The 11,669-nt window shown below is 46.0% G+C and carries 14 protein-coding genes and 1 pseudogene; 3 read left to right on the top strand and 12 right to left on the bottom strand.

Annotated features, from left to right (window positions below; all coding sequences use genetic code 11):
* Nucleotides 1-9: 9 nt before the first annotated feature.
* The 5 genes and pseudogenes from C805_RS19455 to C805_RS19470 all read right to left on the bottom strand — a co-directional run.
* The gene (locus C805_RS19455) at nt 10-276 is read right to left on the bottom strand and encodes a hypothetical protein (RefSeq protein WP_016215695.1); all 267 of its coding nucleotides are present in this window, start codon (nt 274-276) and stop codon (nt 10-12) included.
* 17 nt (nt 277-293) lie between these two features.
* Entirely contained in the window at nt 294-785 is a 492-nt protein-coding gene (locus C805_RS19460) for a hypothetical protein (protein ID WP_371197669.1), read from the bottom strand.
* Between the two features lie 89 nt (nt 786-874).
* Entirely contained in the window at nt 875-1,762 is an 888-nt protein-coding gene (locus tag C805_RS19465) for a hypothetical protein (protein ID WP_016215697.1), read from the bottom strand.
* 218 nt (nt 1,763-1,980) lie between these two features.
* Nucleotides 1,981-2,193 (bottom strand): DUF4316 domain-containing protein, encoded by a 213-nt coding sequence (locus C805_RS0106170; protein WP_022751310.1) that lies wholly within the window; start codon nt 2,191-2,193, stop codon nt 1,981-1,983.
* A 119-nt stretch (nt 2,194-2,312) separates the two neighbouring features.
* Nucleotides 2,313-2,540: pseudogene (locus C805_RS19470) on the bottom strand (ATP-binding protein); the annotation flags it as partial.
* Between the two features lie 74 nt (nt 2,541-2,614).
* Here C805_RS19470 and C805_RS19475 point away from each other — a divergent pair.
* The 3 genes from C805_RS19475 to C805_RS27180 all read left to right on the top strand — a co-directional run bounded on the left by C805_RS19475 (nt 2,615) and on the right by C805_RS27180 (nt 3,727).
* Nucleotides 2,615-2,956 (top strand): transposase, encoded by a 342-nt coding sequence (locus C805_RS19475; RefSeq protein WP_016215699.1) that lies wholly within the window; start codon nt 2,615-2,617, stop codon nt 2,954-2,956.
* A complete protein-coding gene (locus C805_RS27175; protein WP_016215700.1) occupies nt 2,953-3,222 on the top strand; it encodes a hypothetical protein in 270 nt (89 codons plus the stop codon). Before C805_RS19475 ends, C805_RS27175 begins: the two co-directional genes overlap by 4 nt.
* 193 nt (nt 3,223-3,415) lie before the next feature.
* Nucleotides 3,416-3,727, top strand: coding sequence for a DDE-type integrase/transposase/recombinase (locus C805_RS27180; protein WP_242832718.1), 312 nt, complete (start codon nt 3,416-3,418; stop codon nt 3,725-3,727).
* A 392-nt stretch (nt 3,728-4,119) separates the two neighbouring features.
* Here C805_RS27180 and C805_RS19490 read toward each other — a convergent pair whose 3' ends face one another.
* From C805_RS19490 to C805_RS19520, 7 genes are all read right to left on the bottom strand, one after another.
* Complete coding sequence (locus C805_RS19490; RefSeq protein WP_016215702.1) at nt 4,120-5,358, bottom strand: S8 family peptidase; 1,239 nt, start codon at nt 5,356-5,358, stop codon at nt 4,120-4,122.
* A gap of 213 nt (nt 5,359-5,571) precedes the next feature.
* Complete coding sequence (locus C805_RS25440; protein WP_016215703.1) at nt 5,572-6,981, bottom strand: recombinase family protein; 1,410 nt, start codon at nt 6,979-6,981, stop codon at nt 5,572-5,574.
* Nucleotides 6,974-8,707, bottom strand: a complete 1,734-nt coding sequence (locus C805_RS19500; protein ID WP_016215704.1) for a recombinase family protein — start codon at nt 8,705-8,707, stop codon at nt 6,974-6,976. Before C805_RS19500 ends, C805_RS25440 begins: the two co-directional genes overlap by 8 nt.
* Before the next feature lie 21 nt (nt 8,708-8,728).
* A complete protein-coding gene (locus tag C805_RS19505; RefSeq protein WP_016215705.1) occupies nt 8,729-10,396 on the bottom strand; it encodes a recombinase family protein in 1,668 nt (555 codons plus the stop codon).
* 27 nt (nt 10,397-10,423) lie between these two features.
* The gene (locus C805_RS19510) at nt 10,424-10,681 is read right to left on the bottom strand and encodes a DUF6870 family protein (protein ID WP_022751312.1); all 258 of its coding nucleotides are present in this window, start codon (nt 10,679-10,681) and stop codon (nt 10,424-10,426) included.
* Between the two features lie 358 nt (nt 10,682-11,039).
* Nucleotides 11,040-11,336, bottom strand: a complete 297-nt coding sequence (locus C805_RS19515) for an STAS domain-containing protein (RefSeq protein ID WP_016215707.1) — start codon at nt 11,334-11,336, stop codon at nt 11,040-11,042.
* Between the two features lie 12 nt (nt 11,337-11,348).
* The gene (locus tag C805_RS19520) at nt 11,349-11,651 is read right to left on the bottom strand and encodes an STAS domain-containing protein (RefSeq protein ID WP_016215708.1); all 303 of its coding nucleotides are present in this window, start codon (nt 11,649-11,651) and stop codon (nt 11,349-11,351) included.
* Between the last annotated feature and the right edge of the window lie 18 nt (nt 11,652-11,669).

Raw genomic sequence — 11,669 nt, forward strand, 5'->3', positions numbered from 1 at the left:
GCGTTGACACTACCCGACACGCCATCTTGTCTGCGGGGCAAGCTCCTGATAAATCTGGACAGCTTCCCCATCCTCCCGGATGTCATTATCATAGTCATACTGGTAATTTTCCACCTGGATCTGCCCGTATGCCACAAGACTTGCAAACAGCGCAAGGGAATCCAGGTCGGTATATGCGGACAGATGCCCCCTGCCCTGATAAGAGCATAAAATATCTTCCAGGACATCCATAATCGTTTTCATAACTTTATATTTTTTATCCGTTTCTTTTCCCATCCGCTTTCCCCATTTTGTCAACCATTGTTATTTTCAGAAATATTTATTTCCGGCATACCTGACGTCTTATCCAATCTTCCTGCCTGGATTGCCGCAGCTTTCTCCATCTTTTCCTTTTTTAGCTGCTCCGCCCTTCCCAAATCCACATAATGTGTTGCATAGGCTTTTTCAATTTCCAGATTTCCGCTTTTGCTGAAACGTAAGGGGATTACCGGCTTATGCCCATGTTTTTTCTTCACGCCCCACCGCTTATAATAGCAGAATGACGGTTTTAAATTGGATTTTTGAGCATAAGAACGAATCTGTTTCATAATAAAAGAAAGTTTCTTCAAATTGCATGTGCAAGCGGCTTCCAGATACCGCACTTTTCCGAATCTCCAGTCCTCATATTTTTCTTTTGGCAGCACTCCTACGTCAACCAGCACATCTGCCGGGGTAGCATACCCCCGCTGCAGGCACTGATGGTAGACAGCAGAGTGTACTTTCCCTATCAGTTCTGATTCTTTCACTGTACCCTCCATATGAATAACCCCGGCTGTATTCATTTACAACCGGGGATTCTATATATTTTTCTTCCTGTATCGGCTTACCCCAAATGCTATACCGTCTGAAGCAGCCCTTTTTCAATTTCCTGAATATCCTCTACAGATAATTCTGTAAAACAGCTTGCAATCTCTTCTACCGACAGCTTTCCCATCTTTAACATCTTTTCTGCCGTTTCCTTCGCAGCTTCTTTCTTCTCACTGGCTATGTGGGTACGCATGATCCTCTCTTCATCGAACAATGTCATCATAATTGATATAACCTCCTTTTCCCTATCTGCTAAAAATTCACGGAGTACGTCCCTGTCCTTGCAGATACGGATGGTTTCCGTAACCGCCTCCCGGCTTCTCCCATACTGTTTTACCTGTTCATTATATACCTTTGTGAACGCAACATACTGGCTGATAATGTCATTTCCTTTGCCGTCATAGATCACTTTCACTTTTACTTCAATGGCGCATTCCTTCCCACCGAAAAATTCTTCGGAAAATGAAACAGCCTCTGGCCTGCCCACACGCCTCCCTGTATAGATCATGTATAATTCCGGCTCCGGCACATGGACTTTCCGGCTCCCGTATAGATCGGCATCCTGTTCTTCAAAATAATCATGGTAAGTCTGCACCAGGTACATAAGCGCACGTACAATAATATTCATCGTCCATGAAGACTGCTGCTCAACAAGGATCATAATTTTATCCCCTACACGGAAACCAAGATCGTTATAGATCCCATTCATGAGTACGTTCCTTATTGTAATATCCATAAGTCCATCTTCCGTAGTCTCCGTATCTTCCGGATGGAGCGCACGGTAAAGCTGTATCAGGTATTTCTTATCCTGGAAGAGTGTCGTAAATACGCTGTCTTTCACCGTATATTTTGCAAATGCTCCCTGTTTTTCCTCTGTTTTCTCTTTTAATTCTTCCTGCGCTATTCCACCCTGCACAATACCACCTCAGTTCCGGCCTCCGCCATTTAGCCTGGCAGGTTATCTATGCCCTGTCTGCTATGGTTTTATTATACAGAGAAATTCCCTGTTGTTCAAGACATAACTCATAGGATTCTGCCTTATAAGATACATATCATATTATAATGCAATGTTTTTCATTATCATAAATAAAAAGGAAGCATCCGGCAACACATACCAGACGCTTCCCTCTTTTCTTATTTCCGTCTACGCTCCATATCTTCTGTTATTGCCATCTGCTGTGCGGGCTTTACGCTCCGCTTCGCGATTTCCGCCTGCTTCTGCCGCAGTTTTTTCAAAACGGATGCCCTGCCATTGTTCTTTTTACAGTTATTTTTGTTCCCGTCAATAAAGCTGTAATTTTGTTCTTCCCCACTCTCAATGCTTCGGAGGTACTCGCCATTTTCCATATATTTCTGCCAGTTCTCAAGAGGCTGCTTTTCCTTACTGTTACTGTCAACGACGATTTAAAATTGTAAGAAAACGCCAACCAAATTTTGTAGTTTTTCAGTGGAATCATGTTACATCTTCAGGTGTTTCCCTGCTCAAAAAGCGTATTCACGGTCTGCTGCTTCTGGCGCATAAATTCCTTGCGTTCTTTCAGCCTGTATGACTCTCCTTTGATATTGACCACGGTACAATGATGCAGAACCCGGTCCAGAATGGCGGAAGCAATGGTGACATCAGCAAATACCTCATTCCATTGGGAAAAGGTCTTATTAGAGGTAAAGACTGTAGATGTCTTCTCATACTGATGTTGTATCATTTTAGTTGACATCTTATACTCAAGGATTTGATGTATAGTTAAAGAGAAATAAGGAGGCAACTGCAATGGCAAAAAAACAAAGGAAATACGACATGGATTTCAAAATCCAGGCCGTGAAACTGGCAAAAGAAATCGGCGGTGCAAAAGCGGCTGTTGAATCAGGAATTCCCGAAAATACCATGTACGCGTGGACAAAAGCAGCCAGGGAGGGACGGCTGGATGCCGGCCCTGGTTCACATACGCCCCAGACAGCCATGAGTCTCGCAGAGGAACTGACAGTTCTGCGCAGACAGGTCAGGGATCAGGAAAAAGAAATACGCCGTCTGAAAGAGGAAAATGAATTTCCTGAGGAAGCAAGCGCTTTTTTCGCCGCCAGCCATCGGAAGTCTGCAAAAGGCAGAGAATGATGTTCCTTGCTATAAAAACCGAGGACGGCGTTACCAGGGGGAAGATTTCTTTTTACTGCCGGATGTTAAAAGTAACACGACAGGGGTTTTATAAATATCTGGCAAACAAAGACCGCTCGTGGAAATATCAGGATTTAGCTGATGCCATGCGGGCAATCGCATCAGAGGATGAATGCAGCGATGCCTATGGAAGAATCCGTATGTATCAGGCGCTTCTTCTGAAACAGCCGGAAGGGGTCCGCATTCCCGGCGAAAGAACCGTTTAGCGCATCATGAAGGAAATCGGACTCAGCCATCGCCCGAAACGCAGACCGAACGGAATTACCAAAGCTGACCGTGAAGCACGCAAATCGGATGACCTGCTGAAACGAGACTTCACATCTGCAGAGCCACTGAAAAAATGCGTCACGGACATAACCGAAATCAAGGCAAAAAAACGGAAAACTTTATGTATCCGCCATATTTGACTGCTATGATGCTGCAGTCCTCGGGCTGGCGATGGATACGAATATGAAAGCGGCATTATGTGAACGAACCCTTGCCAACGCCGTCCAATCGTATCCGGCGCTCAGGGGAGCCATTATCCACTCTGACCGTGGAACGCAGTACACCAGCGAAGCTTACCGGAAAGCAGTTGCCAAATATGGCATCCGCCAGAGCATGAACAGTGCAGGGGGACGCTGCCATGACAATGCCCGATGTGAGAGCATGTGGGCGAGGATGAAGGAGGAACTCCTTTATGACCGTCATAATACGGAAGAAATATTATGAATCTCCGGGGATTGCAGCTTAGGCATTCATATCCTTGTAAAAAAAGTGTCAACCAATATTGACAATATCATGCAGATACTCTCTATAAAAATCTCTATGTTCCTTGTTTTTGAAAGTAATTGTGCGAGTATCCTTCTTTTCTGCACCTTTCGCTGTATTTGCTGCCATAGCTTGTCCTCCATTTTGAAATACTTGGGAGCTACACTCCCAAACCCTTGTGGATTCGTGCTGCCAGTTACCCAAAATGCGGCTAACTGGCAACCCGAATTAGCTTTCCATGCCAACATATCTGTGCTATACTTTTTGTAGCGCTACTTGTCTTAATTTCAGGTATAGAAAACCTGCTGAAATGAAAATGGACTAAGCAGAACCCCCTGTTTTTCAAGGTTTTTCTAACTTAGTCCAATTATAACAGCAGCATACAGATAGGGATCATTCCCTTCCACAATCCCCCACTGCATCAAAAGCGCTGCGCTCCCGGTCACAAAAGGCGTAGCCATGGAGGTTCCGCTGCGCACCGCATATCCGCCTCCCGGAGCTGCAGAGCAGATATCCACGCCGGGGGCTGCCAGATCCGGTTTTATCTGATTGGTCTGTCTGGTAAATCCCCGGCCGGAGAAATCCGCAAGCTGATTATACCTGGAGTCATAGGCCCCCACTGAGATAACTTTTTCCGCTGTGGAGGGAATGGTCAGGGTGGTTTCTTCTACCGGATACAGAAATCCGGTGCCCTGATTCAGCACAGTCTGTCCCGGCAGCCACAGGTCATAATTTCCCCGGACAATCCGCTCCGGCACCAGCCGGATTTTCCAGATTCCCCCGTCAATGTAATCACTCCTGGGAAGAAAATCCATATAAATTTCCTGATAAAGATTATAGGGACTGGGTTCTCCATAATAAATCAGCAGTTCCGTCTCTCCCAGAACAAAACGCTGAGGTCCCTGAACCTGACGTATGGGGCCGATACGAATCCCGGAAGGATGAATCAGAACCACATCATACTGATCCGCATAGGATTTCCAGAGCTGCAGATTGATGGTACTTTCATACTCTCCCACCCCCAGCTCAATCTCCTGTTCCTGTCCCTGCTGCAAAATCCCGGAGGTATGTCCTCTGGCAGCTCCTTCGTTTCCAGTTCCAATGGAAATACTGGTCTTCCAGTAATTGGAAATATCATTGATATAGCTTTCCAGCAGCGCTGTCCCGCTGTGGGAGCCATAAGTATTTCCAAAACTGATATTAACTGCCATGGGCATCTGGTATTCCAGGGATTTTTGCACCACATAGTCAAGGCCCCGCATAAGCTGAGTAGTTCTTGGAAATCCATTTGGTTCCTGAGTTCCCAGTTTTACAACCAGCAGAGGACTTTCGTAAGCCACGCCCCGGTTCACTCCGCCGGAAGCCCGCCCGTTTCCGGCTGCAATCCCTGCCACATGGGTGCCATGCCCGGAAGTATCCCGGCTGGGCACCATACGGAACCGCTCCCGTTCATCGGGACTTTCCAGGGCCTGATTAATTTCTTCTGCAGTAAATTCTCTGTCCAGCGTTTCGTCATACAGGGCCAGAATCCTGGTACTGCCATCCTCATTTCGAAAATCCGGATGACTGTAATCAATTCCCTCTTGTGTCAAATAGTTGCAGAAAAATTTTTTACTTCTTCATTTCGAAACTTCCCCGTTTTAGCGGTTCGCCTGGCGGACAATCACCTTTTTGCATACCTTCTGTCAGCTAATTGCCACAAAATCCCATCCGCCATGTTAAACCATTGCAAAACAGACTATTTGGATGAAGAATAGCGGTTTTGCATTCTTCCAGTGTGAGAAAGGTTTGCATGTAAACCCTTCTCACATTTTCCACCTGATTTCTATTTCTTCTTCATTAAAAACCACTATACTGTCAATATACCTCTCCATTACCTCTGTCTGCCCTCCCTGAGAATATAACCGGCAACTCTCACAGTGCTGCTTCTTCAACCTGTCATGCTCCCATTCCGCCTGTCTCAAATCCAGCAGCAGTTCGTCACGTTTTCCTGCCAAATCATCCTTAACCTTTTGGGAAACTTCTGCGGTAAGGTTCTGCCCTTTCAGATATTCCTCCAGCCGAAACAAAACTACCTGCTCCAAAAACATGGCATTCACTTTGCCGACACATGCCCCCAATCCGGTCACATACCGGTTATGACAGGTAAAATAGGGATTAAGCCCCTCCTTTATACTCAGGTTGCGTCTGCAGCATCCACACACTGCCCTGCCAATCAACGGATGCCTGCTTCTCCGTTCTTTTTTGCAGCTTTTCCTCCTGCTTTCCTGGACTTTCTCAAAATCTTCCCTGGCAATGATGGGGGCATGGTGGTTTCCTGTCACCTTCCACTCTGCCCTTGTCTTCAGGACATTGCGGCCTCCCACCTGTTCCCTCTCTGTCTTGCCATACACCGCATCCCCGGCATATACCGGATTCCGTAAGATACTGCATATCGTACTGCTGCTCCAGTAAAACTTATCCCCCTTTGGCTTGCGGGAAGTTGTGCCTTTCCTGATCTTAAACTCCACCGGAGCAGGAACCTTTTCCAAATTTAATTTCTTTGCTGTCTGAGAAGACGTCATCCCCTGCAGGGCAAGGGAAAAAATCTCCCGCACCACCGCCGCTTCCTCCTCGCAGATAACAAGCATATGCCTGTCATCCGGGGCTTTTTCATAGCCAAACGGGGCATTGGCGCTAACATACAGTCCGCTTTCCTTTCTTGCCCGCAGCGAAGTCTTCACTTTCTGCGATAAATCCCTGCTGTACAGGTCATAGAGCAGATTTTTGAAATTCACATCCAAATCGGCGGCATTTCCCTGCACACTGCCGCTGTCGTAATGGTCGTTAATGGAAATAAAGCGGATTCCCAAAAAGGGAAATATCTGCTCCAGATAAGAGCCCACTTCCATATAATCCCTGCCAAAGCGGGACAAATCTTTTACCACCACGCAATCAAACTTTTCATTTCTGGCATCCTCCAAAAGACGCTGCACCCCCGGGCGGTTGAAATTCGTCCCCGAAAATCCGTCATCCTGGTATTCCATAACCTCACATTCTGTAAAACGGGATGCTATATACTTCCTTATCAGAATACGCTGCATGGAAATACTGTTACTTTCCTCCCGCATGGTTTCATCTGTTTTGGAAAGGCGCATATAGATGGCAATGCGGATTGCATGTGTTACAGCCTTTTCCTTATCCGTCTGTCTGATTCCTTCCCTCTTTTTACTCATGCTGTACGCCCTCTTTCCCCGATTTGCCATTTTCATCAGCATATAATAATTCATTCATACAAAAAGCAAACGTGATTTTTACCCGATGACCGGTAAACACATCAATCCGGCGGACCAGCGTATGTATGATATCCTTTGTCAGCTTCGTCTTTTCATTACATTTCATTAAGTTACGCAGGAACTTTCCTTTTTCCGCTATCTCACGCTCCATGGCGTCTAACCTGTGCTGCAGCTCCTCTTTCCTTCCTGCCATTTCACAGAGGCATCTATCCTGTTCCTTTTTCATCTGCTGAAATTCCTCCAGTGACAGGCTGCCCTCATGGTATTTCAGATACAGTTCGCTCCCCCTCTTTTTCCCGTATTCCTGCTGTTTCCCACAGGAAACAATTTCCTGCCTGATTTTTTCTTTTTGTTCCTCTGCCTGCCTTTCATACTCCTTTACCAGCCTGCCCGGACGCAGATCTGAAAGGGCAAACTCCTGATGCAGCGCTGTTTTTACCAGTCCATCCAATACACTCATACCAATACTCCTGGAAGGGCACTGCAAATCATCCATTCTGCGGGAAGACGGGCAGTAATACCCATAATACCGTACCCTATGGCCGGAACTGAACTCTTTTGCATTTGCCACCCTTGCCATTCGCTTTCCACAGTCCCCGCAGAACAGCACCCCAGCATAAATATCCTCCTTGGGAGGTGTCCTTTTAGAAAAACCGGCGCTATTACCATACTTTGCTGCCGACTTTTCAAACATGGCAGCCACCTGGAAAAACACATCCTCACTGACAAGGGGCTCATGGCTTCCCCATTTCATGCTATAATCCCCGCTGTCCACATCATGGCGGTTCCTGATTTTATACTGTTTCCCACAGGTTATCCCCTGCACCAGACAGCCCATATAGACCGGGTTTGTCAGAATGAGTCTGACTGTCGCAGCACTCCATTGCTCTAAAACCTCCCCCTCCTGCCGGTACACATGCCCCGTCTTTTTATAAATCCCCGGCCTGTGTATCCCCCTTTCATACAGTTTCCCGGCAATCTGCCCCATATTTTTACCGGATAAATACATCCCATAAATATCCCTGACAATCCCTGACGTCTCCGGACAGGCCAAAAGGCATTTCTTCCCATCCATCCATTCCGCCCGGTAACCATAAGGCGGGACGCCCCCGGTATAACTCCCCTGTTCCTGACGGCTGCGCTTGCCGGACTTTATCTTTTCGGCAATATCCCTGGCATACATTTCATTCAGAAGGTTTTTAAGGTTCAGCGCCATTTCATCCGCATCGGATTTTTCCGCGAATGTATCAATCCCATCTGCAAGGGCAATAAAGCGGACGCCCATAAAAGGAAAAATCTTCTGGATATAATTCCCCGCTTCTATATGATTCCTGCCGAAACGGGATAAATCCTTGACAATCACACAGTCAATGCATTTCTTTCGCACATCCTGCATCATGCGCTCAAAGCCTTCCCGCCTGAAATTGGTTCCAGTCCTGCCCAGATCCGTATAACAGTCATAAAGTTCCATTTCCGGGTGTTCCTTCAGGTACTGCTTTGCCATTGTAACCTGCGTATTAATGGACTCATTCTTCCGGGCCTGCAGAGCTTCCTCCTGTCCGCAATCCTTTGACCCATCAACAGAAAGCCTTGCATAAACCCCCACATGGAAACGCCTGGAAAGAGGAACCGGCCCTGTCTTTTTCCTTTTTGAAATCCGTGGCATACTGCGATACCTCCATTCTCTTTATTCACAATCATAATCTGCCAGCATCAGAACCTTTGCAAACATGTCTTTTACCCGGAGTTCCAAAAATACCCGTTTATCCTCATACACAAGAATGCGGCTCACAAATGTCACAAGAATATCCCGGCTTAATTCCGTAATCTCCAAAGTGGATTTCATCTTTTCCAGATTTGCCCCTGCAGACACCCCTGCCTTAAATAATACCTTTAATGCCTCCTCCTGCTGCCCTATGGCAGCCTCCGCCGCCTGATACTGTGTTTCATAAATCTGCCGGAAATTCCGGAAATCTTCCTCCGTGATGATTCCCTGTTTCAAATCCTCATACAGCCCGCTGCGCAGGGAGACATACTTTTCCTGTTCCTGATAAAGTTTCCGAATTTCTTTATCAAAAGCCGCCACCTCATCAAAAGGCACTTCCATTGTTTCAATCCGGGCCAGCACATGACTCTTATCCAAAAACAGTGCGAGCTGCTGCTTAAGTCCTGTCAGAACAAGACGCTTCAGTTCCTCCTCCGGGATGCTATGCCTTGTGCAGCCAAGTCCCCTGTTTCTGGTAGGACAGATAAAATAAACCTTTGACCTTCCCTTATAACGGTTTACCCGCCGTATCATCGGCTCCCCGCAGTCCCCACAGCAGAGAAATCCTGCAAACATATGGCACCCTGCTTTCCCGGCAGAAGACCTTGTATCTACTGCAAGCAGTTTCTGTACCATTTCAAAATCCTCTGCTGATACCACCGCCTCATGGGTATCCGGTACGCGCACCCATTCCTCCTTTGGCTTTTCTACCGAGCGTTTCACTTTGTGGCTGACCTTTTCGTTTTTTCCCTGCACCATCATTCCCGTGTACAGTTCATTCGTTAAGATCCGCCTGACTGCCACCGCCGACCATTTCGCTTTTACATGGGTAACAAACCCGGTAGAGAATTTCTCCCCCTGCGACTTCTTATATTCCATCGGGGAAAGGATTCCCATCCCGTTGAGTTTTTCCGCTATGGCAAGGCTGCTTAAGCCTGCGATTTTCCATGCAAATATCTTCTTTACAATACTGGCGGCATATTTATCCACAAGCAGTTGGTTAATATTCTCCGGATCCTTACGGTAGCCATACACGGCAAAAGCGCCAATAAAATCCCCTTTTTCCCTCCTGGCCTGTTGATGGCTCCTGACCTTTTTGGAAATATCACTGCAATACGCATCATTGACAAAGTTTTTGACCGGAAGCACTAAAGCTCTCTCATTAAAATCCGCCGTCAGCGAATCAAAATTATCGTTCAGTGCTATAAAGCGCACAGAAAAAGCCGGGAAGGTTTTCTGAATCAACCGCCCGGCTTCAATATAATCCCGTCCAAATCTGGATAAATCCTTTACTATCACACAGTCAACGCGTCCAGCCTCAATATCTTCCATCATCCGCTTAAAAGACGGCCTGTCAAAATTTGCCCCCGACCATCCATCATCCACGTAGATATCATAAATCTCCATGTCGTCCTGCTTTCGGATATAGGAACGTATCATATCCCTTTGGGAACGGATGCTGTTGCTTTCCACTCTCGCGCCCCATGGCATAGAGGTATGCCCAAAGGGCGCCTCTGTGCTGCCATCCGATTCATCATCCCGGCTCAGGCGGAGATAAACTGCCACGTTATAAAAATCTTTTGCTTTCACTCTGTATTCCTCCTGATTTATGATTCGTCAGCTGATGGCAGTCTGCTTTCTGACAAGCTGCACCATGCGGTCATCCAATGTTTCCTGCGCGTCTTTCACATATCCAATCTGTAATATATATTCCCCTACATTCTGCGCAAATGGATTCTTCATCTGCCTGAAAAAGGACTGTACCCGCTGGTTCAGACTTTTTGAGGTATCTATTACCACCTCATCTGCGTCCGACAGTTCTTCCCGCCTAAGTTCCATGATAGGAATTTTCTGTAATTCAGATAACTGTTCCATTGTCACTGAAGCGCCACTCCTTTCCATTTCCCATAAGATGCCAGGGCAAAACCATTTTGCCCTGATATCATTTTATTAGGATAGCCGCCTGTCTTATGACCAGTCTCTGCCATGGTTGTGTAAAACCAAAAATGAGAAAAAATAACCGGCTAAGGAAATTCAGAACTTTTGAAACCCTGATTCTATGATTCAAAAAGTGCCTGAAGATGTTATTCTTCAGACACTTTAAAAACAGAAAACTATATTACTTTGCTGTAATTTCTGATACTGATATAACCACTGTTACTTTCGTCTATGGAAACTTCTTTTTTATCCAAAGAATATTTTCAATCCGGTCAGAAAATATCAGCAGAAACCATCACTCAATTGTCAGAATATCAGCAAATCCTGTAATATCAAATATATCCATCACGCCCTCATTTGCATTTCTTATTACCATGCTGCCCTGCTTATTCATTATTTTCTGCGTTGAAAGCAGTATCCTTAATCCTGCCGATGATATATATTCCAATGATGCAAAGTCTAAAAACAGCTTATCTATGCCTTCAATACTATCTCTCAGCTCTGACTCCAGCTGAGGCGCCGTCATCGTATCAAGCCTTCCCTCCAGCACAAGCGTCAATGATGTCCCATCCGTTGTCTTAGTAATAATCATAATGTTTTCCTCCTATTTTGTCTGTATATCAAAATTCTGGTCAAATCCAGTCAGCTTAAATACATCCATCACTTCGCTGCTTACATGGATAACAGAAAACGTTCCATTTATACTTTTCAGTTTCTTATATGCTAACAGAACGATACGAAGCCCCGCCGATGCAATATATTCCAGTTTATCAAAATCAAGTATCAGGCTCTCTATATCAGAAAGCGCCTCAATTTCCCTGCCCAGCTCTGGCGCTGAATTTGTGTCCAGCCATCCCTCGACCGAGAGAATGGCTTTGTTATTTTCCATTGTTTTTGTAATCGTCACTTTGTCTCCTCCATATAA

The organism is Eubacterium sp. 14-2, from assembly GCF_000403845.2.
Classification (GTDB): domain Bacteria; phylum Bacillota; class Clostridia; order Lachnospirales; family Lachnospiraceae; genus Petralouisia.

What these genes read in the sequence shown, in the direction of transcription:
- C805_RS19455 (WP_016215695.1), bottom strand. Translation starts at nt 276, where the DNA reads ATGGGAAAAGAAACGGATAAAAAATATAAAGTTATGAAAACGATTATG.
- C805_RS19475 (WP_016215699.1), top strand. Translation starts at nt 2,615, where the DNA reads ATGGCAAAAAAACAAAGGAAATACGACATGGATTTCAAAATCCAGGCC.
- C805_RS0106170 (WP_022751310.1), bottom strand. Translation starts at nt 2,193, where the DNA reads ATGGAAAATGGCGAGTACCTCCGAAGCATTGAGAGTGGGGAAGAACAA.
- C805_RS19515 (WP_016215707.1), bottom strand. Translation starts at nt 11,336, where the DNA reads ATGATTATTACTAAGACAACGGATGGGACATCATTGACGCTTGTGCTG.
- C805_RS19500 (WP_016215704.1), bottom strand. Translation starts at nt 8,707, where the DNA reads ATGCCACGGATTTCAAAAAGGAAAAAGACAGGGCCGGTTCCTCTTTCC.
- C805_RS25440 (WP_016215703.1), bottom strand. Translation starts at nt 6,981, where the DNA reads ATGAGTAAAAAGAGGGAAGGAATCAGACAGACGGATAAGGAAAAGGCT.
- C805_RS27175 (WP_016215700.1), top strand. Translation starts at nt 2,953, where the DNA reads ATGATGTTCCTTGCTATAAAAACCGAGGACGGCGTTACCAGGGGGAAG.
- C805_RS19510 (WP_022751312.1), bottom strand. Translation starts at nt 10,681, where the DNA reads ATGGAACAGTTATCTGAATTACAGAAAATTCCTATCATGGAACTTAGG.